This window comes from Aggregatilinea sp., from assembly GCF_036822615.1.
Taxonomy (GTDB): Bacteria; Chloroflexota; Anaerolineae; order Aggregatilineales; family Aggregatilineaceae; genus Aggregatilinea.
In genome coordinates this window covers 1-23,911 of the sequence record NZ_DAISHJ010000074.1, presented here as the reverse complement: position 1 = coordinate 23,911, position 23,911 = coordinate 1, and the positions used below count along the sequence as shown (strand labels likewise).

Here is a 23,911-nt window from a genome sequence, read left to right as displayed (position 1 = left end):
TGGGTGCCGCTCACGCTCCGGCAGTGCCAACCACGCGGTGCATTATACTCCCTCATTCCCCCTCGTCAACCCCGAATTCTTAACCAATTTTAAATTGATCTCAAATGGAGGCCCTACCCGCCTGTCCCACGCCAAATTCCCCCACCTGACCTAAGGCGGGATCACCTGTCTCCCTCATGTTCTGCGCCGCGTGCACGGGTAGTATTAGGGCATAGTCGATGACTTCAATGCGCACCTCCGTGCGCAGATACCGTAATGTAAGGAAAGGTTACCCAATGTCTCACGCAGCAACCGCTCATAAGCCCCCGATGCTCAAAAGCGACGAAGCGAACGAAAAGCAGCTCGATATGGCCCGCAAGCAGGGCGACGCTTACCAGATGACGCTGAAGCACATGGCAAATGAAGAAGCTCACGATGGCGGCGAACAGCCCGCGGGCGAGTACATCGTCGCCTATGCGGTCGAACACGCCGAGGGCATGTACGCGCTGAAGGATGGTAAGCTCAAATGGCAGGAGCTAACCTCGGAGAACGTACACGTCGAGGTGTCCGTGCGCGACGCCGCCGACAACCGCTTCATCCCCGGCCTGAACGTGTTCGCCACGCTCATCGACCCGGACGGCAACACGGTCGCAACGCACCAGCAGCCGTTCCTGTGGCATCCGTGGCTCTATCACTATGGCCGCAACTGGGAAGTGCCCGGCGACGGCAGGTACACCCTGCGCGTGCGGATCGATCCGCCGACGTTCATGCGGCACGACAGCAAGAACGGCAAGCGTTACGCCGAGCAGGTGGAAGTCGAGTTCAAGAACGTGAAGATCGAGACCGGGCAGAAGAAATCCATGTAAGCGCCGGGTTTCTGACCGGACGCAGTGAGAGGACGTGAACCATGAATCGTGTAACCGTAACGTCGGATACGTTCCACTCCGTCGGGTACGATTCGGAAGAATGCTTGATGGAGGTTGAGCTGCGCGACGGGCGAATCATGCTTTACAACGATGTGCCCATCGCAGTCTATGAGGACTTCATGCGCTCGGCTGAGAAAAACGCGATGACCGCGTACTTCAACGACTATATCCTCGATAAGTACGGGTCGAGCCAGGTCGAGCCGAACGACTCCGCGCCGGTCTAGCCGGAAGCGCACACCCTCCTAACATCACTATGCCGGGCATCTATCTGTCCGGCATAGTTTTTGTCTGGCGCAGACCGTGGGGCGCTGCCCCACACCCCGCGCGCCTTTTGGAAAAGGCGCGGGCGAAAACCCACTGAATTGTTCCAGCGCGTTTTTATGGCACAATAGACGGTAGCACTTAAAAATACTACAAAACAGTTGTGGTTTAGTTTGACAGCAGGAGCCGACGGGTGAGCACCAACACCGCCGTAATCCTCGACCTACAGCACGTCAGCAAGCAGTTCCCCGGCGTCCTCGCGCTGCAAGACGTGACGCTCGCGCTGCACGTGGGCGAAGTGCACGCCCTGCTGGGCGAAAACGGCGCGGGTAAATCCACCCTGACCAAGATCATCGCGGGCGTCTATCCCCCCACGTCGGGCGAGATCCGGCTGTTCGGCGAGCCGTGCCAGTTCGCCGCGCCGCACGACGCGCAAAAGGCCGGGATCGGCGTGCTCTACCAGGAGTTCAACCTGCTGCCGGAACTCAGCGTGGCGGAAAACGTGTTCCTGGGCAGCGAGCCGGAACAGCACGGGCTGCCCGTCATCGACTGGAAGGGCATGCACCAGCGCACGCGCGACCTGTTGGAGCGGTTGGGCACGTCGATCTCGCCGGATGCGACGGTTGGCAACCTGTCCGTGGCGCAGCAGCAGATGGTGCAGGTGGTCAAGGCGCTGCACCAGAACGCCAAGCTGATCGTCATGGACGAGCCGACCACGCGCCTGACCGAGTTCGAAGCGCGTGACCTGTTCGCCGTGGTGCGGGCGCTCAAGCGCGAAGGCGTGACGATCATCTTCATCAGCCACCGGCTCGAAGAGGTCAAGCAGATCTGCGACCGCGCGACGATCCTGCGCGACGGCGAGGTCGTAGCGACGGTGGACGTAGCGAGCACCTCGCTCGAAACGCTGGCCGCGCTGATGCTCGGTCACCGGCTGGCGCAGCGTTTCCCGCCGCGCCACATGCACCAGGGCGACGAGCTGCTGCGCGTGCAGGGCCTGACGCGCTACGGCGCGTTCGAGGACATCGACTTCGCGCTGTACGGCGGCGAGATCCTGGGCATCACGGGGCTGGTCGGCTCCGGGCGGACGGCGCTGCTGCGCGCGATCTTCGGCATCATCCCCGTGGACGAGGGACACTTTTACGTGGATCGCCGCCTGGCCCAGATCCATTCCCCGCAGGACGCCATCGCGCACGGCATCGGCCTGCTGACCGAGGATCGCCAGCGCGAAGGGCTGGTGCTGGAAATGGGCATCGGGGAAAACATTACCCTCGCCTCGCTCGAACACGATCCGCCCGGCCTGTTGATCGACCACCAGCACGAGGCGGAGCTGACCGACTATTTCATCCGCGAGCTGCGCATCAGCACGCCGCATCCCGACTTCCAGACGCGCTACCTGTCCGGCGGCACGCAGCAGAAGATCGTGATCTCCAAGTGGCTGGCGACCGGGCCGCGCATCTTGCTCTGCGACGAACCGACGCAGGGCGTGGACATCGGCGCGAAGGTCGAGATCTACCGGCTGATGAACGATCTGGTCGAGAACGGGCTGGGCATCGTCATGGTCAGCGCGGACATTTCCGAAGTGCTGGGCATGTGCGACCGGCTGATCGTGCTGCGCGACGGGCAGATCGTGGCCCGGTTGGCGCGCGGCGAGGCGAGCGAATCGACCGTGCTGGCCTACGCCATGGGGGAGACGCCCGATGCCTGACCGGTTCTCCCTCAAGCAGATTTCACTGCGTGACACGTTGAGCAACAACGCGCTGCTGGCCGTGTTCGTGCTGCTGATCCTGGTGTTTTCGATCTCGTCGCGGCACTTCACCAGCTCGACCAACGTGCTGCTGATCTTCCTGCGCACCGCGCCGCTGGGTGTGGTCGTGGCGGGGCAAACGCTGGTCATCATCACCGGCGGCATCGATCTGTCGGTCGGGTCGGTCGCCGGGCTGACCAGCATCGTGGCCGCGCTGCTGATGTCACCCGATTACAGCGTCGTCCTGCCGCCCGTCCCGGCTTTCGTACTGGCGCTGGCGCTCGCCGGGATCATCGGCTGGGGCCAGGGCTTCCTGATCAGCCGCCGCGATCTGTCGCCGTTCATCGTCACCTTCAGCACTCTGAGCCTGATCAAAGGGCTGGCGCTCGTGTCCAGCAACGCTGCGCCGATCCCCATCGACCACAGCCGCTTCAACTGGATGTGGCGCGTCGCGCCGTCGCCGCGCCCGGTCCCGATCGTGCTGATGCTGCTGGTGTTCGTGGGGCTGGCGTACATCATGAGCAACACCAAGCTGGGCCGCTACGCGATCGCCATCGGCAGCAACGAGACGGTCGCGCGCATGTCCGGCGTCAACGTGCAGCGCTACAAAACACAGGTGTATATGCTCAGCAGCCTGCTGGCCGGGCTGGCGGGGCTGCTGCTGCTCACCCGGCTGGAAAGCGGCGCGTACACGATCGGGGAAAACTACCCGCTGATCTCGATCGCGGCGGTGGTCATCGGCGGGGCGAGCCTGCGCGGCGGAACCGGCAGCGCGTGGGGATCGCTGCTGGGCGTGCTGCTGCTGACGATGGTCGATACCGGGCTGGGCGTGCTGAACGTCTCGCCGCTGTGGAGCACGGTCGTCATCGGCGCGTTGATCCTGGTCGCGGCGCTGGCCGACGTGGAGCGCCGCCGCGCGCGCGACGACGTGCCCGCCGTACGCATGGATCGCCCGATCGATCACGAGTCGTATCTGGCGCAGATGCTGACCAACGTCCACCAGACGATCAAAGAGCATCTGGCCTGCGAGCATATCCGGCTGTACATGGTGGACCGCGAAACCGGCGACGTGATCGAGCAGGGCATCGACGCCAGCGACCGCACCATCATCAACGAGCAGAATCATCTCGCGCGGCGGGTGCTGCGCAGCCACGCGCCGCTGTGGGTGGATAACCTGCAAGATCAGGAGACGCTGATCATCGAGCCGATCAAGCCCGATTTGCAGTCGGCGCTGGCCGTGCCTATCGTTAACATCGGGCGGGTAGTCGGCGTGCTGGAGCTGCAAAGCCCCTACGCGAGCATCTTCAGTGCCGCGACCGCCGAGCAGGTGAGGCACCTGACGCGCAGCATCGCCGGGCCGCTCGAAGACGCGTGGCTGCTGGACAGCGGCTGGTTCCTGCGCCACGCACGCGAAGCCTACCGTCACCTGTGGGACGAGGTGTACCTGGGCAAGTGCGCGCTGACGGGCTGGATCTACGCCTCGGAAAACGGGACCGACACGCACCCGGCGGAGCGGGGGCGCGCCGTGCAGCAGATTCTGCTGGACGCGATCGAGATCGTGCGCGCCCGCGAAACCGGCGACCGTGCCCGCGACCGGCGGCGCTACGAGGTGCTGCACACCACCTACGTGCAGAACCTGTCGGTGGAGGAAATCACCGAAAAAATGAGCGTCAGCCGCCGCCAGTATTTTTACACGCTCAAAGACGCGCTGGAAACCGTCACGCACGACATCGTGCACCGCGAAGTTGCCGATGAGGAGCCGGTGCAGGCGTAATTTGCACTGCGCTTGCACCGCCCGAACGCCTCCCTTTTCACCCTTGCACAAAGCCTGCGCTCCCGCCGTTGACGCCCTCCATTGACGTAGACTACGCTGATTTCAGGTCACTTTTCGGGCCATTCTAAAAGATCCGCTTTTGCCGCCGCGCCGTCCCCCGGCACGCGGCCCCTTTATTGTTCAGGCACTTATTCAGGACAAACCCTATGCAAGCATCCATAGACGAGATCGAACAATCTCAGAGCGATGCCGGGTCGATGCTGCTGGAAATGCGCGGCATCTTCAAATCGTTCCCCGGTGTCAAGGCGCTGCAAGACGTGGACTTCGACCTGCATCCCGGCGAAGTGCACGTGCTGCTGGGCGAAAACGGCGCGGGCAAGTCCACGCTGATGAAGATCCTCTCCGGCGTGTATACGCCCGACGCAGGCATGATTCGCCTGAACGGGCGCGAGGTCGCGTTCAGCAACCCGCGCCAGGCGCAAGATCACGGCGTCGCCACGATTTACCAGGAGTTTGCGCTGGTCCCCTACCTCTCGATCACGCAGAACATCTTCCTGGGCGACGAGATCAGCCTGCGCGGGCTGCCCGTGCTCAACTGGCCCGCCATGCACCGACAGGCGCGCGTCGCGCTGCGCCAGTTGAACCTCGACGTCAACCCGCGCACCACCGTGCGCGACCTGGGCGTCGCCAAGCAGCAGCTTGTGGAGGTCGCCAAGGCGCTGCACCGCCGCGCCGATCTGATCATCATGGACGAGCCGACCTCGGCGCTGAGCCAGCACGAGATCGAAGACCTGTTCAGCGTGATCCGCCAGTTGAAAGCGCGCGGCGTGGGCATCGTGTATATCAGCCACCACCTCGACGAAGTGCATCGCATCGGGGACCGCGTGACGGTCCTGCGCGACGGCCAGCGCATCAATACGCTGCCGGTCAGCGGGGTGACGGTGGACGACCTGATCCGCATGATGGTAGGCCGCAACCTCAGCGACCAGTTCCCCAAAGTGGACATCGAGCGGCGCGACGAAGTGCTGCGCGTCGAGGGTCTCAGCCGCAAAGGCATCCTGCACGACATCAGCTTCGCGGCCTACGGCGGCGAGATCCTGGGCATCGCGGGGCTGGTCGGCTCCGGGCGGACGGAACTGGCGCGCGCCCTGTTTGGCGCGGATTCGATCGACGCGGGGCGTATCATCCTCGACGGTAAGCCCGTCAAGATTCACGGCCCGTCCGACGCGGTGGATCTGGGCATCGGCCTGCTGACCGAAGATCGCAAAGAGCAGGGGCTGGTGCTGGGTATGAGCGTACGCAACAACATCACGCTGCCGATCCTGGGGCGCATCACGTCCACGCCGCTGCTGAACGTCCGGCAGGAGCGGGAGATCGCGGGGCGCTTCGTGCACGACCTCAACATCCGCACGCCCAGCCTCGCGCAGCAGGCGAAATACCTGTCCGGCGGCAACCAGCAAAAGGTCGTGCTGTCGAAGTGGCTGGCGACCAGCCCGCGTGTGCTGATCTTCGACGAGCCGACGCGCGGCATCGACGTAGGCGCGAAGGTCGAGATCTACACGCTCATGACGCGGCTGGCGAAGGAAGGCGTCGCCATCCTCATGATCAGCTCCGAACTGCCGGAGGTGATCGGCATGAGCGACCGCGTGCTGGTGATGTTCGAGGGCCGGATCTCCGGCATGCTCGACCGATCGGACATTTCCCAAGAAAACATTATGGCCCTTGCAACCGGTGGAGACGCAGCACATGAGTAACACGGTATCCGAAAGCCCCAGCAGTAAAGTGACACGCATGGGCGGCGCTTCGATCCTGGGACGCATCCCGTTCTGGAAGATCATCGACGAGGCTGGCGTGCTGCTGGTCCTGATCGTGCTGATGGCCGCGCTGTCGTTCGACAACGAGGTCTTCGGCACATGGTTCAACATGCGCCTGATCGCGCTCGACGCCGCGCTGGTGGGCATCGTCGCCTGCGGGCAGACGTTCGTGATCCTGACTGCCGGGATCGACCTGTCGCTCGGCTCGATGGTCGCGTTCTCCGGCGTGGTCGTCGCCGGGCTGATGACCGTGCGCGGGCTGGCCTTTCCGGAGCAGATGTCGCCGCAGCTCAGCCCGTGGGTGGCGATCCCGATCGCGCTGGCGTTCGGCACGCTGTACGGCACGCTGCAAGGCGTGATCATCACCAAGCTGCGCATCACGCCGTTCATCGTCACGCTGGGCAGCCTGAGCATCCTGCAAGGGCTGGCGCTGGTGCTCTCGAACGCGGCCCCGGTGCAGCAGCTCCCCCGCGACCTGCGCTGGATGATCCAGATCAGGCCGGAGGTGCTGGGCGTCGAGCTGCCGCTGCCGATGCCCGCGATCATCATGCTGCTTGTGTACATCACCGCGTGGCTGGTGCTGCGCTACACCAAGCTGGGCCGCTACGCCTACGCCATTGGCGGCAACGAGACGGCCACGCGCCTGTCGGGCATCAAGGTCGATCGCTACCTGATCGCGATCTACAGCCTGAGCGCGTTCCTGGCGGCGATGGCCGGGGTGATCCTGGCCGTGCGGCTGGACAGCGGCAACTACACCAACGGCGAGACGTACACGCTCGACGGCGTGGCGGCGGCGGTCATCGGCGGCACGAGCCTGATGGGCGGCGTCGGCGGGGTATGGGGCACGCTGGTCGGCGCGGTGCTGATGTCCGTGGTGCGCAACGCGCTGGTGCTCTACAACGTGCCGTCGATGTGGCACCGCGTGGTGGTGGGCGGAATCATCGTCGGCGCGGTCGCCATCGACGCGCTGCGCAAGCGCTTCCGCAGCTAAGTTTCAGGCGTTTTTGCCTGTGCCCTCCCTGACGAAGCCGCAGCGAAAGGAGGACAGCGTCGGGGTCAATGTCCCGTTCTCAAGTTAAATCGCACCCTTTCAAACGCAGACTATTTTGGAGGTTGAGGCATGTCTAAGAAATTGACCTTTTTCCTGATCGCCGTGCTGGTCGTCGGCCTGCTGCCGATGGCCGCCGCCACCGCTCAGGACGACGAAACCGTCACGACCGCCGTCATTCCCCCGGCGCTGGTCAGCCCGTTCCACGTCGCCGTACAGGACGGCGCGGTCGAGAAGGCGGAAGAACTCGGCTGGAACATCATCACACAGTCGCCGGAGCGCGAGACCGACTTCGAGGCGCAGGTCGCCATCGTGGAGCAGGTCGTGCAGCAGGGCGTCGATATCCTGGGCGTGAACCCGATCAACGCCGACGCGATGATCGCAGGTGTGCGCGTGGCGAACGAAGCGGGTATTCCCGTCACCATGCACAACATGATCACCCCGATCGCGGAAGGCGACGTGGTGGAGTACATCGGCTACGACCAGTGGGGCGGCGCATCGAACCTCGCGGCGTACACCTGTGGACTGCTGGCCGGTAAGCAGGGCGTTGACGTGGCCGAAGCGACCGGCAAGGTCTTCATCCTGACCGGCATCCCCGGCTTCCACGCCAACCGCCGCACGGGCGGCTTCAAGTACGGGCTGGAACAGAACTGCCCGAACGTCGAAGTGGTGGGCGAGCAGACGGCGGAGTGGGAACGCGAGAAGGCGCTGCAATTGGCGACCACCGCGCTCCAGCAGAACCCCGACATCGACGTGTTCTTCGGCAACAGCGACGAGATGGCGATCGGTGCGGCGCTGGCCGCCCAGCAGCTTGGCCTGACCGTCGGCGAAGACATCTTCTCGGTCGGCATCGACGGTAACGACGTCACGCTCGACCTGATCCGCGAAGGTACGGTCACCGCGACCTTGGGCGTCTACCCGAAGCGCATGGGCGAAACCGTCATCGTGCAGCAGAACAAGATCCTGAACGGCGAAAACGTGCCGTACATCCTGCTCACGCCGTCCACGGTCGTGGATCTGGAAAACCTGGACGCGTACATCGCGGGCGACACCTGGACCGACCCGGTCGAGGGCCAGCCGGAAGTGGATAACGGCGAGCCGACCGTGCCGGAAGGCGACATGGGCGGCGAGGCCGAGGCGACGATCTACGAAGGCGCGACCACGGCAGTGATTCCGCCGGCGCTGGTCAGCCCGTTCCACGTGGCCGTGCAGGACGGCGCGGTCGAGAAGGCCGGTGAATATGGCTGGGAGATCATCACGCAGTCACCGGAGCGCGAAACCGACTTCGAGGCGCAGGTCGCCATCGTGGAGCAGGTCGTGCAGCAGGGCGTGGATATCCTGGGTGTGAACCCGATCAACGCCGACGCGATGATCGCGGGCGTGCGCGTGGCGAACGAAGCGGGCATCCCCGTCACCATGCACAACATGATCACCCCGATCGCGGAAGGCGACGTGGTCGAATACATCGGCTACGACCAGTGGGGCGGCGCGTCGAACCTCGCGGCGTACACCTGTGGACTGCTGGCCGGTAAGCAGGGCGTTGACGTGGCCGAAGCGACCGGCAAGGTCTTCATCCTGACCGGCATCCCCGGCTTCCACGCCAACCGCCGCACGGGCGGCTTCAAGTACGGGCTGGAACAGAACTGCCCGAACGTCGAAGTGGTGGGCGAGCAGACGGCGGAGTGGGAACGCGAGAAGGCGCTGCAATTGGCGACCACCGCGCTCCAGCAGAACCCCGACATCGACGTGTTCTTCGGCAACAGCGACGAGATGGCGATCGGTGCGGCGCTGGCCGCCCAGCAGCTTGGCCTGACCGTCGGCGAAGACATCTTCTCGGTCGGCATCGACGGTAACGACGTCACGCTCGACCTGATCCGCGAAGGTACGGTCACCGCGACCTTGGGCGTCTACCCGAAGCGCATGGGCGAAACCGTCATCGTGCAGCAGAACAAGATCCTGAACGGCGAAAACGTGCCGTACATCCTGCTCACGCCGTCCACGGTCGTGGATCTGGAAAACCTGGACGCGTATATCGCGGGCGACACCTGGACCGACCCGGTCGAGGGTCAGCCGGAAATCGACAACGGTGAGCCGACCGTGCCGGAGATGTAAGCGCGTAGGCCGGGCCTACGGGGTGGACATGCAGCGCCCGCCGGATCGATCCGGCGGGCGCTGTGACGTTTCTGGAATACATATCATCTAGGTATGGTAGGGGCGTATTGCGATCCGCCCCGGTGTCCGTCATTTCACGTCGGGGCAATTGCCCCATGTTGAATGCCCCTACACCTCGAACAGTTCGATGTCCAGCAGCTCGCAGAACAAGGCCCACCGCTCCGCGTGCCGCCCCATATTCATCACCTGATGGTGCGTGCCACCCGCGCGCAGCCAGCCGTTCATGCACTCGCGCACGCCGCTGTCGGGCCGGAAGTGGCCGTAGGGCATTTCGAGCTTGGGCATTTCCTCCGTGTCGAGGATCTCGCCCTCGGATACGATCAGCCGGAACTCGCTGCCGCCCATCGGAGCCAGCGAGGCGATGGTCGCCGCGCCGGGCCGCATCTGGAACAGGAACGTGGGCGGGTTGTCCAGCGCGCCGATGCCGAGCGGGCGGTCGATCAGGCGCACTTTACGGTCGCTGCGCGCGATCTTCCAGTTGCCTTCGCCCATGTGGCTCATCAGGATCGAGTCGCGGTAGAAGTCCATCGCGTACATTTCGGTGAAGTTCGCGGTCCCGGCCAGGACGTGCCCCGCCGCGACCAGCGCCGCGCTGCACGGATCGCCTTCCGCGCCGAAGCCGTAGCCCTCCGCCATCAGCGACGAGGCAGCGGCCAGCGGCAGGAAGTTGAAGCGCCCGTCGTCGCCAATCGAGCCGAAGTGCGTCGAATAGGCCAGATAGCCGCCCTCGTCCAGAATGCGCTTGATGCCCAACTGGAAGCGCGCCGATTCCTCGCGTTGGCTGGTGCTCAGGCGGGGATCGACGTCGAACTGCGCGTTCTCGGACTCGATCAACGCCTGCAGGTCACCGTCGGAGACGGCCTGCATCGCGCGGTACAGCTCGCCGGGCGAGAGGTAGTCGATCTGCGGCCCCAACTCGCGCAGCATGTCCGCCGCGTCCACGCGCGTGTCGCCCATGCCGTTCATGTGATAGCCGAAGATGGCGACCTTCAGCCGGGACCACAGCGACACCGCCGCCGCCGCGCGCGCCCAGTCTTCGAAGTCGCGCTTGAACGGCTCGGTGTGCCAGTCGCCGGTGATGACGGGCAGCGAGATATCCGCCCGCGCAAACAGGTTCGCCTGATCCTGTGCGCCGTGAATGCCCTGGTTATAGGTCATGTCGCCCATGTCCCATTCGGGCGTGATGGTGCGCTCCGGCTGGATGTTGGCGAGCATCACGGGCAGGCGCGTGCGCGTGAGGGCGCGCGTCGCGTTCATCGAAGGGCCGTAGGTCAGCATCACGACCATGATGCCGTCCATGCCGCCGCGCTCGAACTCGTCCACAATCGCCTCGATGTCGGCGCGGTTACGGGCCGGACGGGGGAAGTGCACGTCTGCCACGTCGCTGAGCTGCTGCGCGACGTCCCGTGCGTAGGCTGCCTGGCGCTCGGTGATACCGGGCAGCATGGCGTCGTAAAGCTCTTGCATAATGCCGAGCAGCCCGATCTGAGGTTTGGAATCCGCCATCGTTCCCTGCTCCTACTCTATTTGGTATGAAATTGAAATATTTAAGGGTCAAAAAAGCGGCTGCGCAGGGATCGGATCCGCTGCACAGCCGCGATTTAACAACTATTGGCCGTAAACGGTGGTGTAGCGCTTGTGCAGCTTGGCGATGTCGTCCGCGCTGATGGGCAGGGGCTGGCCGAGCTGGTACGCCAGGAACACCGTGCGCGCCACGTCTTCACACATGATCGCGGCCTTGACCGCCTCCAGCGGCGTCGGGCCGACCGTGAACACGCCGTGATTCTGCATGATTACCGCCGGGGAGTGCGGGTTGGAGCCTTCGCGCAGCACGCGCACGACCTCGCGCCCGATCTCCTCGCCGCCGATGAGCGCGAAGCCGCCGCACGGGATCGGCCCGCCGAACTCGTCGGCCATCGCCGTCAGGATGCACGGGATGTCCTTGCCGAGCGCGGCCCAGGCCGTCGCGTAGGGGCTGTGCGTGTGCACGATACCGCCGACTTCCGGCATTTCGCGGTAGATGTAGCAGTGCGTCGCCGTGTCGGAGGACGCCTTATAGTTGCTCTCGACGATGGCCGCGTTTTCGTCCACCACGACCATGTTTTCCGGCCCCAACTGCTCGAAGCGCAGACCGCTGGGCTTGATCACCACCAGCCCGGACTCCTTGTCCCGCCCGCTGATGTTGCCGCTGGTCCACGTAACCAGATTGTTCGCTGGCAGTTCGGCGTGCAGGTCGGCAACTGCTTTACGCAGGGCTTCTAACATCAGTCGATCCCCCGTGCCGCGTTGCGGATCTGGCGCAGGTGCTTCATCACGTCGTTCTCGCCGCGCCCGAAGTAGTCGTGCAGCTTGACGTATTCGGCATACAGCTTGTCATACACGGCCTGATTTTCGGGGATCGGCTTGAACGTCTCGTCCTTGAGCGCGCCCATCTTGGCCGCCGCCGCCTGGATGTTCTCGTACACGCCCGCCGCAACCGCCGCGTGCATCGCGCTGCCGACCGCCGGACCCTGGCCGCTCTTGATGATCTTGAACTCGCGCCCCGTCACATCGGCGTAGATCTGCATCAGCAGCTTGTTCTTTTCGGGCAGGCCGCCCGCCGCGACGACCTCGTTGATCGGGACGCCGTTGCTATCGAACGCTTCCATGATCGTGCGCGTGCCAAAGGCAGTCGCTTCGATCAGCGCGCGATAGATGTCGGGGGCCTTCGTCGCCAGCGTCGCGCCGATCAGCAGGCCGCTGAGGTCCACGTCCACCAGCACGGAGCGGTTGCCGTTCCACCAGTCGAGCGCCAGCAGGCCGTGCTCGCCGGGCTTCTGCTTGGCCGCTTCCATTTCCAGGTAGGCATGCAGATCCATGCCCTTCGCCTGCGCCGCTTCGTGGTACTCCGGCGGGACGGCGTTGTCTACGAACCACGCGAAGATGTCGCCCACGCCGCTCTGCCCGGCTTCGTAGCCGTACAGGCCGGGCACGATGCCGCCATCCACCACGCCGCACATACCGGGCACTTCGTGCAGTTCGTCGCCGATCACCATGTGACAGGTGCTCGTGCCCATGATCATGACCATCACGCCGGAGCCGACGACGCCCGCCGCAGGCGGCGTGACGTGCGCATCCACGTTCGCCACGGCGACCGCGATGCCGGGCTTGAGGCCGGTCCATCCGGCGGCTTCTTCGGTCAGGTTGCCCGCGCGCCCGCCCAGCGGCGACAGCTCGCGCTTGAGCTTGGTGTCCACCACGTCCGCCAGACGGGGATCGAGCGCCGCGAAGTACTCGCGCTGCGGATAATCGCCGTCCTGGTAGATGGCCTTGTATCCGGCGGTGCAGGCGTTGCGCGTTTCCTGCCCGCCCAACTGCCACACGACCCAGTCCGCCGCCTCAAGGATGCGGTCCGCCGCCGCGTAGACTTCCGGCGCTTCGTCCAGAATTTGCAGCGTCTTGCTGAACAGCCACTCGGACGAGATCTTGCCGCCGTAGCGGTTGAGCCACGGCTCGCCCATTTCGCGCGCCGTCTCGTTGATCTTGTCCGCTTCGGGCTGCGCAGCGTGATGCTTCCACAGCTTGACCCACGCGTGCGGATTGTCGCGCAGTTCGGGCAGGCGCATCAGCGGCGTGCCGTCCGCCTTGACAGGCAGGATCGTGCAGGCGGTGAAGTCGATGCCGATGCCGATCACGTCCGCCGGATCGATGCCCGCCGCTTTGACCGCCGCCGGGACCGCGTTCTTGAACACGGCGATGTAGTCGTCCGGGTTTTGCAGCGCCCATTCGGGGGGCAGGGGCTTATCGCTGCCGGGCAGGTGCTCGTCGATCACGCCATCGACGTACTTGTGCACCGCGCTGCCCAGCTCCGCGCCGTCACTGACGCGCACCACCACCGCGCGTCCCGACTCGGTTCCAAAGTCCACTCCAACAGCATACTGCTCTGCCATATGTATTGGTCTCCTTAAATCAATTAACGAATAGCTTTTTAGCGATCAGTGATTCGCAGCCAGCGGGTAGCGGTTTGCTTTGCGCCAGACGACGCAGTGCAGCCGCGCCCCAAGTTTACCGCGCGACGGTCGTTCGCCGTCAGCGGTTCGAGAGCACCTCACCCCCGGCCCCTCTCCAATCCGATTGGAGATGTGAGACAATCTGCGCCCAACGGGGTTTTGTAGGGACGGGTTTGCAACCCGCCCTGGTTTTGTCCGGCTTTAATGTGCTGTTTTTGCCTGAATTAAGCACTAACGACTATTCACTAAAAACTTTTCAATGTAAGGTTTGCGCGAACGGGTACAGCGCGTGATAGCGTTCGAAGCGCTCGGTATACAACTCGTGACGGCGCGCGTCCGGCTCGAAGACGCGATCTACGATCACCAGCTGCTCGACTGCCTCGTCCGCGGACCCATACACGCCGCCGCCCATCCCGGCCAGGATCGCCGCGCCCAGCGCGCACGCTTCCGTCACCTGGGGACGCAGCAGCGGTTTCCCGATGATGTCCGCGATGATCTGGAGCCACGCGTCCGAGCGCGCTCCGCCGCCCGTCACGCGGTACTCGCTGGCGACGATGCCCGCGCGCGCCATGCGCTCGATCCCGTCGCGGAAATAATAAGTCATGCCTTCCAGCAGGCCCTTGATATACGTCCCGCGCGACGTTTCGAGCGTCAGTCCGGCGATGATGCCATAGGGGTTGTCGTCGTAATAGGGCGGGCCGGTGGGCGCGAAATGCGGCAGCACCAGCAGGTCGGTCGGCTCGGTGGGCATCTCGGACAGCAGCGCATCGTACACGTCCCGGCCCGCCGCATCCGCCGCCGCGCGCTCCATCGGCGCGAACGTATCGCGGAACCACTTCAGCAGCGCCCCGCTCAGGTTGTAATAAAAGCTGGCGTACAGCCCCGGTAGCGCGTGATGTTCGACGTTCAGCCGCGAGGCGATCATCTGGTTCGTGTCGGGGATGGTGTCGTAGGTGGGGGTGATGCAGGTATAGGTTCCCAGGCCATAGCTGGCGATGCCCGCCCGGATCGCGCCCGCGCCGACGGCGGTCACGCACTGGTCGTGCGAGCCGAGCACGATCACCGTGCTGCGCGGCAGGCCCAGCTCGTCCGCCAGCGCGGGATCGATCGTGCCGAGCGGGGTTGCGGCCTGGGCCAGATCGGGCAGCTTTTCACGCGGCATCCCGATGTAATCGAGCGTCGGCTGCGACCACGCCTCCGCCCGGATATCCAGGAACAGCGTGCGGTTGGCGAGCGCGTAATCGGTCACCGGCTCGCCGCCGAGCAAATAGACCACCAGATCGGCCCAGCCCAGGAACTTATAAGTGTTGTTAAAGAGGTCCGGCGCGTTGTCCCGCAGCCAGATCAGCTTGGGACCGCCGTAAATACCGCCCGCCAGATTGCCGCTCCGCTCGTAGAAAGCGACCGGGTCGAGCGCTGCCAATGCCTGGACCGTTTCCGCGCCCCGGCTGTCAAATCCCAGAATGCAGTTTCCCAGTATCTCGCGTCTCGACGAGACGGGCGTCATCGCCTCGCCCATCGACGAGACCGCAAGCGCTTGTACCGGGTCACCCGGGATCTGCGCCACCGTGTCATGAATCGCCTCCTTGATGCTCTGCCAGACGTGACGGCTGTCGAGTTCCGCCCACCCGGGCTGCGGTCGCACGACGTTGTACTCGCGGCTGGTTACGGCCAGGATGGTGCCATCCGCAGACAGCGCCAACACTTTACATCCGGTCGTCCCGACGTCGATTCCCAACAGGCTCATGCGCCGCCCTCCAGGCTGGTTACGTGCCCAACTGCGGATACCCCAACAGCTCCATCACTTCGACCATAATATCGGCTGCGGCCTCGATTGAGTCGGCCAGATACTGGCGCGACTCGGCAGCTTCGAACTCACCGCGCGCGATGGCGTCCTGCCGCTCGACCAGCTTTTGAGCGGCGTATTGGCCCGCCTCGCGCACGATGCGCGTCCACATATTCACCCGGATCACGCCGTCCCCGGCCAGCCCGTTCATCTGGTCCGGCGTCAGGCTCGACGTGCCGTGCAGCACCAGCCGGGCGTCACCCAGGCTGGCGGTGAGCGCCTGCGCGCGCTCCTTGAGATAGCGCACCCCGCCGACCGCATCCGACTGCTGCTCTGTGCCCAGGTCGGCCACCAGCAGATCGACGCCCGTGCGCGCCATGTAATCGACCGCTTTTTCCACGTACGAATCGCGCTGAACGGCCTGCGACCGCCCACCGGACACGCTCAACTGCTCGATGATGCCCTCGACCAGCACCTGATCGCCGTAGGTCTGCACGTACTCCGCCGTCCACGCCAGATTGTCTTCGAGCGGGTACTTCTGCGCGTCGAACATGACCGTCGCCAGGTAGGGCAGGCCCTCGGTCAGCGCCCAGCGATCGCGCTTGGGATCGGCGTGATCGAGGTGCGGCAGCACCACGACGCGCGAATAGGGCGCGTCCGGCCCGTCGCACAGCGCCTTGAGGTGCTCCATGTTGGAGATGAATCCGGCGCGCGGATCGCCGCTGTAGGTGATGCGGGCGGCCTGAGGCATGTATGGGTAGGTGAAGGTCATAGCGACGGCCAGGGGCACTTCGTTGAGGCCGTGTTTTTCCGCGATGCGCTGCGCGGCCAGCAGGATTGCTTCGGTGTTCCAATGCGCGGCGGTACAGAAGATCGCCATGCTTGCATCCCGGTCGCGGAACAACTGCGTGTAACGGAGCGCTTCATCGCGTCGTGTAATCACGGTCATGCCAGCACCGCCTTAAGGTCTGCCGCGCCCCGATGAGTGTGACCCGGCAAAAGAGCATCGTGTGGATTGGAATACCGCGCAGAACGGGCCATGCCGCACTCGCAGCGGCCCTGCATTCGAGGAGTTATTGTACAAATAAACATTATACAGATGAAGGGACGCATGTCCTGTTCAAAGCATTATAAATAGCATATTGTGAACGCTCACAGAATATCATGTCCTGTGCTCAGCGTCAATCGAGTCGGCGCGTGCCGGGCAGAGCGATTGTGAACTACTTGACAATCCGCGCGCAGGTGCCGTATTATGTCGTTATGCGATATATCGTCACACGACATATTGATCCGCGACATATCAGGGAGATCGCGCATGGAAACGATTCAAGAACACCTGCCCCTGTCGGAATCGACGTTTTTTATCCTGCTCAGCCTCGCCCGCGAACCCCGGCATGGGTACGCTATCTTGAAAGATGTCGAGGCGCTGAGCCAGCGGCGTGTCGTCTTGAGCACGGGCACGCTCTACGGTGCGCTCAGCCGTCTGCTCGACCACGGCTGGGTCATCCGCCTGGACACGGGCGAGCCGGAAGAATCGGGCCGCCCGCGCAAGCTTTACCGCCTGAGCGATCTGGGCCAGCGCATTTTGCAGGCGGAAACCGAACGCATGGAACACGTTGCAGCCGCGGCCCGGTTACGTTTCGCGGAGGAGTTGTCATGAGCCGGACAGTACGCATTCTCACGGCGCTTTACGGATACCTGCTGCGGTTATACCCGCTGGACTACCGCGCGGCGTTCGCGGACGAAATGCGTGTGGTGTTCGCCGACGCGCTGCGTGACGCTGCCCGAACCGGATCGTGGGCAGCCGCGCGCCTCTTTCTGCGCGAACTCACGAGCCTGCCCGCGAGCCTCTGGCACGCCTCCAGGCTCTATCCGTCGCCCTCCATCTACGCCGATAGGCTCTCGCGCGCCCGGTGGTCGGCCCGCTACTTCAGCATCTTTTGGGGCGGTTATATGCTCTACTTCGCCGTGCAGCGCACGCTCGATTCCGGCGATCTGACCCTGCTGCGCGCCGTACAAATGGTTCCCTCGCTCGCGCTCGTACTGGCGTGGCGGTGGGAGCGGACAGGCGGTATGCTGACCATGCTCGGCGGCGCGGTGCTGTGCGGCCTGGGCGTGATTGGGGGCTACAACGCCGCCCAGGGCGAGCCTTTGCTGACTCAGCTTGCGACCCTGTCCGCCGGGCTGATGTGGGGCGCGGCCTATCTGGTCTTTGGGGGCCTCTATGTGTGGGTGGCGAACAAAGACCGGTCGGTAGAAACGCCGCGCGCCAACTGAACGGATCCCCCAACCCGGTTTCCCTCACACGGCATCCATCCTCGCGCGGCGCGGCATTCCCCCCGGCTGCGCGAGGTGTCCTCACAGGTGTGCCCACCAAATCTTATTGACTTCTATATGCTGTCTCTTTCGGCCATACCCCAGTCGCTTGACGCCAAATAGAACTCAATGTTATTCTGTGAAGGTTCACAGAAATATTTATTCCAGTGTCTAAAAGCCTATGCCACGCCGTACTCCCAAGCCCATTACGCTGCATGATGTAGCCGAACTCTCTGGCGTTTCGTACCAGACCGTCTCGCGCGTGATCAACAACCATCCCTACGTGTCAAAAGACACGCGCCACCGCGTACTGGCGGCCATCCGCGAGCTGGATTACCGCCCCAATCGCGTCGCGCGCAGCCTCGCCACGCGGCGATCCTATACGTTGGGCGTGGTAACGTTCGGCACGAATTATTACGGCCCCTCGCAGATGATGGCGAACGTCGAGCGTGCCGCCCGCTCGCGCGGCTATAACCTGACGGTCGCCAACATCGACACGCTGACGCCGCGCGCCATGCTCGACATTGTGGATCAGCTCGGCGGGCAGCTTGTGGACGGGCTGGTGCTGATCACCCCCGTGCTCGGCATCTCGTACGAGGAGCTGGTGACGCTCTGCGCCGGAATTCCGTTCGTCATGATCGACGCGCAGTTGGGCGCGCGCATCCCGTCGGTGGTGATCGACCAGCGCTATGGCAGCCAGCTCGCCACGCAGCACCTGCTCGATCTGGGTCACCGCCGCATCGCGGAAATTCGCGGACCGCTGAACTGGTTCGGCGCGATCGCGCGGCACGAAAGCTGTCTCGCCACGTTGAAAGCGGCAGGGCTGGAACCCGTCTGCCAGTACGAGGGAAACTGGACCGCCGAGGACGGTTACCACGCGGCGCACCAACTGCTCGATTCGGGCGCAACGTTCAGCGCGCTGGTCGTGGGCAACGACCAGATGGCGCTCGGCGCGATGCGCGCCCTGCACGAACGCGGTATCCGCATCCCCGACGACGTGTCGCTGGTCGGCTTCGATGACATCCCCGAAGCGGCGTACTTCGAGCCGCCGCTGACCACCGTCCGGCAGGATTTCGGCGGGCTGGGCGAGCAGAGCGTGGAATACCTCGTCAGCATGATCGACGATCCCGATACGCCGATGCACCAGCGCGTGCTGCATCCTACGCTCGTCGTGCGCGACAGCACGCGGACGCTGGAATAGCGATAGCGCGTTCCACGATCCCCACGGTTAAAAACACGCAGGGGCGTTGCGATACGCCCCTACGCACAATAATCCGCTCCGGTGACCCCGCCGCGTATTTAAATCGCCACGTCTCCGGCCAGATGCACGTGGATGCCCATCGCGTCGAACATGGCCGCTTTCGCCGCCAGCGCCTTGTCGGCCATCTCGGCGGAATCGGCATACGCAACCTGGACGTGATTCGCCTTGTGGCGGCCCATGAACTGATCGCGGGTGACGCCGTGCAGCACGGCGTGCATCATCGGCCACTGCGGGGAGGTCGCCTGCCAGCGGCGCTGCGTTTCCGCGTCGGGCAGTTCGACCGCCGTGCCGCGCCCCATATCGACGTGCAGCGCGCCGCCCATGACGTACACGCGGCTCCACACGATCTCGCCCGGCTTGCTGACGCCGGTCAGCGTGCTGCCGCCCAGCGGGAAATACATGGCGGACTGGCGGTCGCCCCAGGCGTTCTGGTAGCCGCCAAAGTGCGACGCCGGGGCCGCGCCGGAAATCTGGAACACCCACACGAAGTCGTCCAGGCCGTCGCCCGTATAATGCTCGCCCCAGCGCACGTCGTGCAGCGTGGTCGCGGGATCCATGCCCATCGCGGTCCACAGGCGGTTGGTCACCAGCGCGTCGATCGCCGCGCCCTCGTCCACCTCGTTGAAGTGCGGCAGCGCCTTGCCTGCGTACAGTTCTTCGCGCGTTTCGGGATCGTAAACCGGCGGGCGCGCGACATTGTTCAGCAGCCCCTCGACCAGATCCGAGGCCGGGACCATGTCCTTGAGGCCCTGCTGGTACTGGATGCCGACGGCGGCGCAGCCGAACGCGTCCGCGATGCGGACCGCCGCGACGTACATCTTGCACTGCGAATGAATCTGCGCATCGGTCAGTTCGCTGGCTTCGTCCGTGCCCACATGGAACTTGAAGCCGCGCTCGTCCAGCCAGCGGCGCACGGCCTGCGCTTCTTCGTCCGTAACGAGGCGCATCCCGGCCACCAGTGCGGACTGGCTGAGGCGTTCCTTGTAAATGCCCATCGGGTTCATCAGCTCGTCTTCGACGATGGCGTTATACATGCCCATGCAGCCTTCGTCGAACACGCCCATGATCGCCTTTTCGCGCTTGAGCTGCCCGGCCAGGGCGCGCCCCAACGCGGCTTCCTGCTCCGGCAGTGCGGCGGCGTTCAGATCCTTGACGTGGCTGACGTCCTGCGTGACTTTGCCTTCCTTCAGCCACTGGCGCAGACCCGACAGGAAGAACTCGTCGGTGAAGTCGGTGCTCCACAGCGTGCTGTAAGGGATGCCCGCTTTGGTCAGGCTGCCGTTGAGGTTGAGCATCCCGACCAGGCCCGGCCACTGCCCGCTCCAGTTGGCGACGGTGAGGATCGGCCCACGATGGCTGCGCAGCCCGGCCAGGACGTGATGGCTGTACTGCCAGACCGCTTCGGCCACGACCAGCGGTGCGTCGGGCGGGATCGACTTGAAGATGTCCATGCCCATGCGCTGCGACGAAATGAACCCGTGCTTTTCCTGCGGATCGTATTCGTGCGCGCGCTTGACCGTCACGCCTTCACGCTCGAATGCAGCTATCACAGCCTTTTCCATGGCTTCCTGCGCGGGCCAGCACTGCTGGTTGGCGGATAGACGCAGGTCCCCGCTGGCCACGAGGTACACCGTATTGGGCGGCGCGGGCGGCGCGTCTTGAACTTCCGGAAATGTATATTCAGGCATTTTTCAAGGGACCTTTCGGTGACTAAAAGTATCTCCAGGATACATTGATTCGGCCTGTTACCGATAACATCTCGATTTATTATATCTCGACTGTTTTACCTTGATCAATCGCACTTGCTCGCATGATCCGCCGCCGTTCAACAGGGATACGCCGCTGACCGGCGGTAAGCCGCAAGGCACGGGACATCCTACGCCTGTATACTTTTGAGTAGGGAAGCTGGTCGGCTGTTCAAGGAGCGTTTACCATGCTGCTGCGCCTGATCCTCGCCATAGCGCTGCTCGGCCACGGAGCCGGGCACTTGATGGGCATCCTCGCCGGGCTTGGCCTGCGCTGGCAGGCCGGAACCTCGCCGCAGTCGCGCGTGTTGGCGCGTTTTCTCGATGATGGCCTGAACCGTACGATCGGGACGTGGCTGTGGTTATCGTGTCTGGCGGGGTTCGTCATGGCGGGTGCGGGCCTGATCGCGCCGCTCGATCAGTGGCGCTCGCTGGCGACGTCCTCGGCGGCGATCTCGCTGGTGACCGTCGGGCTGTACTGGAACGCGCTGTTTTCGCGGTCGAGCAGGGCTTGGGCGGTGGGGTTCGATCTGGTGATCCTGGTCGCGCTGGGCATCGCCAACTGGCCCACCGACGCGATGCTGGGGCTGTGATACAGCGGACAGCGGTTAGCCATTAGCCGTTAGCTCAAAAGCAAAATCGAGCGGAGCAAGCTCCGCCTTTCCAGACACACGGAACTGTTTGCGTAGGGGGAATTCATGAATTGCCCCATATACAGCAAGTTTAGGATTCAGCGGCGCGATAGACGACTCTGTCCTTCGTAGGGGCGATGCAAGCATCGCCCGTCAAGAGAAAAAACGGGTAGAGCAAGCTCTACCCCTACGGTTACCGCTGTTGGCGCTTTGGTTTCACGCCAGGAGAAACGGTCCCGTTTGCTCCGTTAGTTCAATGCCTATGGGTCAGAAACCCGCCCCACAAAACCCCGTTGGACGTTGCCTGTCTCCCCTCTCCAATCAGATTGGAGAGGGGCCGGGGGTGAGGTTTCTACGAGAATCCGATTCGCTTGCTAAACCGCGTAAAACCGTCCCGGCGGCTCAAACGCGCCCGACGGCCATCACCGCGTAGCGCAGGCAGTAGTACGCGGGCTGCGCCAGCAGGTACTGCGGCGAGCCGGGATCGGAGATGTCGAGCCACGTCTGCCAGTCATCTTCGGTCAGCCCGACGCCGAGCGCGTAGGGCTTGAGGTCTTCCGCAGGGCCGTATTCCGCCTCAAAGATGTAGCGGTGAATGTAGGCGCGCACCCGCGGCGGCAGCGGCTGCTCGTACAGCACGACGTGCGGCGACAGGATCACGTCGCGCAGGCCCGCCGCCTGGAACCACGCCAGCGGATTCTCGTTGCGGAACGAGGGATGCACGCGGTCCTTTTTGTTGTAGCGCACGCTGACCGCCGTCGCCAGGTGATGCTCGATCGCCGCATAGCCGGGCAGGTAGATCGCGCCCAGGCGGTTGGTCAGGAAGCACGCGACGATCCCGCCGGGCCGCACCACGCGCCGCGCCTCGCGCAGCACCTCGACCGGATCGGGAAACGGCCCTTCGTCCGTGGCGGAGTTGAGCGTGTCGGCGGTCCAGGCCCAGTCGAACGTATCGTCGGGGAACGGCAGCGCATCGCGCAGATTGGCCTGCATCACGTCGAAGCGCGCCCCCAAATCTTGCCGCGCGATCTCGCGCCGCGCCGTTTCCAGGTGGCCCGCCGAGATATCCAGCCCGGTGATCTGCGCCGAGTGCCCCGTCATGTCGTCGAGCAGCGCGAACAGCCCGCCCGGCCCGCAGCCGAGGTCCACCCCGCGCGAGTCCGGCGGCAGATCCAGGGACGCCAGCGCATTGCGCAGAGCGGGTTCCATGAAGCGGTTATAGCTCAGCTCGCTGTCCGAGTAATCCGTCTGGACGCCGGGCGCGCCGCCGGATTCCGCCTCGCTGGCGCTCATTCCTCGATCACCTCCGCCCAGTACAGGCGATCGCCGTAGCGCTCGTGGAAAAACAGGCGGCCATCCGGCGAAAATGCAAGCCCGGCCAGCGGCGCATCCAGTTCCGACACCACCACGCGCTCGATCTGGTCGGCATCGCAGCCGCCGTTCGCCTGGCAGGCCGCCGGATCCACCCGCCCGATGAGACCCAGCCCGCCCTCGTCGTAGGCAAAGTACAGCTTGCCGTCCGGCCCGATCCGCAGCCCCATCACGTTATCCAGTCCGCGCACCAGCACGTCGCCGGGATGCGGCTCGTCGCCACGAACCGCTGCGAGTTCGTACCACTCGATCGCCCGCTCGGCTGAGCCGGAGTTGGCGACATACATCAGGCTGCCGTCATATTCCAGGCCCGTGGGCCGCGCCAGCCCGTCCACGAACGTTTCAACCTCGCCCGTGCGCGACACGAGTTCCACCGTGCCGGACAGGGAGTCCGAAACGAGGAAGTAAGTCGATCCCAGCGGCACGAGGCCCCACGGTCCCGCCAGCGCCGACGCGATCGTTTCCACCCCGCCGACCGTCACGAGCAGCAGCTTGCCCGCCTTGTAATCCGGGACCCACAGCAGCACGTTGCCGCCGCTTTCTTCTTCCGCATAGATCGTATAGGCGTCCAAAATGCCGTAAATGTAGGTATCCGTCTCGCCGGACGTGCCGTACATCTTATAGATCGTCTTGTCGCCCTCGCAGATCACGTAGATCAGGTCGCCCAACCACGTCATGCCGTTCGGACGCGCCACGTCGCCCGTGAACCACACCAGATCGGTCTGCGTGAGCGGCTCGCTGCCTTCCGGCGCTGCCGTCACGACGGGCGTCGGAGTGGGGCTGCCCTGTGCCGCGTCCGCCGCGTGCCCGTTCGCGGCCAGCGCCGTCCCGATCATCAACACGATCGCCAGCGCAGCAGCCGCCGCGTGCGATACGCGCCTTCTGAACCTCCGATTACCCTGTTTGCCGCTCGAATAAATCCCGCCTTCGACGGGGGTCGCCGCCATACGTCACGCTCCAGTCCGCAGTCCGATACTTGCACTTGATTGTCGGAAAAGCGCTGGCGGTTGACAACGCCCCGGTCGGCGCGTAAGCTAACAGCTAACCCGATGTACAGGTTTATGGACTGACAAAAAAAGGAGCTGCTTGTAGG

The 23,911-nt window shown here is 64.3% G+C and carries 19 protein-coding genes; 11 read left to right on the top strand and 8 right to left on the bottom strand.

The features are described 5' to 3' along the window. Nucleotides 1-275: 275 nt before the first annotated feature. The 7 genes from V7116_RS17580 (at nt 276) to V7116_RS17550 (ending at nt 9,658) form a co-directional block, all read left to right on the top strand. Entirely contained in the window at nt 276-845 is a 570-nt protein-coding gene (locus V7116_RS17580; protein WP_324393265.1) for an iron transporter, read from the top strand. Between the two features lie 41 nt (nt 846-886). Next, the gene (locus tag V7116_RS17575) at nt 887-1,129 is read left to right on the top strand and encodes a KTSC domain-containing protein (protein ID WP_324393264.1); all 243 of its coding nucleotides are present in this window, start codon (nt 887-889) and stop codon (nt 1,127-1,129) included. Between the two features lie 230 nt (nt 1,130-1,359). Then, nucleotides 1,360-2,871 carry a sugar ABC transporter ATP-binding protein gene (locus V7116_RS17570; protein WP_324393263.1) on the top strand — a complete coding sequence of 504 codons (1,512 nt, stop codon included), beginning with the start codon at nt 1,360-1,362 and terminating at the stop codon, nt 2,869-2,871. Continuing rightward, nucleotides 2,864-4,684: an ABC transporter permease subunit gene (locus V7116_RS17565; RefSeq protein ID WP_324393262.1), complete on the top strand. Its 1,821-nt coding sequence runs from the start codon at nt 2,864-2,866 to the stop codon at nt 4,682-4,684. The genes V7116_RS17570 and V7116_RS17565 overlap by 8 nt, the downstream gene beginning before the upstream one ends. Nucleotides 4,685-4,890: 206 nt before the next feature. Then, on the top strand, nt 4,891-6,438 hold the full coding sequence (locus tag V7116_RS17560; protein WP_324393261.1) for a sugar ABC transporter ATP-binding protein: 1,548 nt from the start codon (nt 4,891-4,893) through the stop codon (nt 6,436-6,438). Continuing rightward, a complete protein-coding gene (locus V7116_RS17555; RefSeq protein ID WP_324393260.1) occupies nt 6,431-7,489 on the top strand; it encodes an ABC transporter permease in 1,059 nt (352 codons plus the stop codon). Before V7116_RS17560 ends, V7116_RS17555 begins: the two co-directional genes overlap by 8 nt. A gap of 129 nt (nt 7,490-7,618) precedes the next feature. Then, nucleotides 7,619-9,658, top strand: a complete 2,040-nt coding sequence (locus tag V7116_RS17550; RefSeq protein WP_324393259.1) for a sugar ABC transporter substrate-binding protein — start codon at nt 7,619-7,621, stop codon at nt 9,656-9,658. A gap of 168 nt (nt 9,659-9,826) precedes the next feature. On the opposite strand, the gene V7116_RS17545 is transcribed toward V7116_RS17550, so the two are convergent. The 5 genes from V7116_RS17545 to V7116_RS17525 all read right to left on the bottom strand — a co-directional run bounded on the left by V7116_RS17545 (nt 9,827) and on the right by V7116_RS17525 (nt 16,442). Next, on the bottom strand, nt 9,827-11,224 hold the full coding sequence (locus V7116_RS17545) for an L-fucose/L-arabinose isomerase family protein (protein WP_324393258.1): 1,398 nt from the start codon (nt 11,222-11,224) through the stop codon (nt 9,827-9,829). A 102-nt stretch (nt 11,225-11,326) separates the two neighbouring features. Continuing rightward, nucleotides 11,327-11,983 (bottom strand): L-ribulose-5-phosphate 4-epimerase, encoded by a 657-nt coding sequence (locus tag V7116_RS17540; protein ID WP_324393257.1) that lies wholly within the window; start codon nt 11,981-11,983, stop codon nt 11,327-11,329. Next, nucleotides 11,983-13,647 carry a ribulokinase gene (gene araB / locus V7116_RS17535; protein WP_324393256.1) on the bottom strand — a complete coding sequence of 555 codons (1,665 nt, stop codon included), beginning with the start codon at nt 13,645-13,647 and terminating at the stop codon, nt 11,983-11,985. Before araB ends, V7116_RS17540 begins: the two co-directional genes overlap by 1 nt. Before the next feature lie 316 nt (nt 13,648-13,963). Then, nucleotides 13,964-15,454, bottom strand: a complete 1,491-nt coding sequence (locus V7116_RS17530; protein ID WP_324393255.1) for an FGGY-family carbohydrate kinase — start codon at nt 15,452-15,454, stop codon at nt 13,964-13,966. A 19-nt stretch (nt 15,455-15,473) separates the two neighbouring features. Further along, entirely contained in the window at nt 15,474-16,442 is a 969-nt protein-coding gene (locus tag V7116_RS17525) for a class II fructose-bisphosphate aldolase (protein ID WP_324393254.1), read from the bottom strand. Nucleotides 16,443-16,808: 366 nt separating this feature from the next. Here V7116_RS17525 and V7116_RS17520 point away from each other — a divergent pair, with 366 nt between their 5' ends. The 3 genes from V7116_RS17520 to V7116_RS17510 all read left to right on the top strand — a co-directional run bounded on the left by V7116_RS17520 (nt 16,809) and on the right by V7116_RS17510 (nt 19,010). Then, nucleotides 16,809-17,153, top strand: a complete 345-nt coding sequence (locus V7116_RS17520) for a PadR family transcriptional regulator (protein WP_324393253.1) — start codon at nt 16,809-16,811, stop codon at nt 17,151-17,153. Beyond that, the gene (locus tag V7116_RS17515) at nt 17,150-17,770 is read left to right on the top strand and encodes a DUF7670 domain-containing protein (protein ID WP_324393252.1); all 621 of its coding nucleotides are present in this window, start codon (nt 17,150-17,152) and stop codon (nt 17,768-17,770) included. The genes V7116_RS17520 and V7116_RS17515 overlap by 4 nt, the downstream gene beginning before the upstream one ends. Nucleotides 17,771-17,990: 220 nt before the next feature. Then, nucleotides 17,991-19,010 carry a LacI family DNA-binding transcriptional regulator gene (locus tag V7116_RS17510; protein WP_324393251.1) on the top strand — a complete coding sequence of 340 codons (1,020 nt, stop codon included), beginning with the start codon at nt 17,991-17,993 and terminating at the stop codon, nt 19,008-19,010. Nucleotides 19,011-19,108: 98 nt separating this feature from the next. Here V7116_RS17510 and V7116_RS17505 read toward each other — a convergent pair whose 3' ends face one another. After that, nucleotides 19,109-20,758 (bottom strand): hypothetical protein, encoded by a 1,650-nt coding sequence (locus V7116_RS17505; RefSeq protein WP_324393250.1) that lies wholly within the window; start codon nt 20,756-20,758, stop codon nt 19,109-19,111. A gap of 245 nt (nt 20,759-21,003) precedes the next feature. On the opposite strand from V7116_RS17505, the gene V7116_RS17500 reads away from it, so the two are divergent. After that, the gene (locus V7116_RS17500; protein ID WP_324393249.1) at nt 21,004-21,408 is read left to right on the top strand and encodes a hypothetical protein; all 405 of its coding nucleotides are present in this window, start codon (nt 21,004-21,006) and stop codon (nt 21,406-21,408) included. A 441-nt stretch (nt 21,409-21,849) separates the two neighbouring features. Here the strand turns inward: V7116_RS17500 and V7116_RS17495 are convergent, their stop codons facing one another. Together V7116_RS17495 and V7116_RS17490 are read right to left on the bottom strand one after the other, a co-directional pair. Then, on the bottom strand, nt 21,850-22,740 hold the full coding sequence (locus V7116_RS17495) for a class I SAM-dependent methyltransferase (RefSeq protein WP_324393248.1): 891 nt from the start codon (nt 22,738-22,740) through the stop codon (nt 21,850-21,852). Continuing rightward, a complete protein-coding gene (locus tag V7116_RS17490; protein ID WP_324393247.1) occupies nt 22,737-23,765 on the bottom strand; it encodes a hypothetical protein in 1,029 nt (342 codons plus the stop codon). The genes V7116_RS17495 and V7116_RS17490 overlap by 4 nt, the downstream gene beginning before the upstream one ends. Between the last annotated feature and the right edge of the window lie 146 nt (nt 23,766-23,911).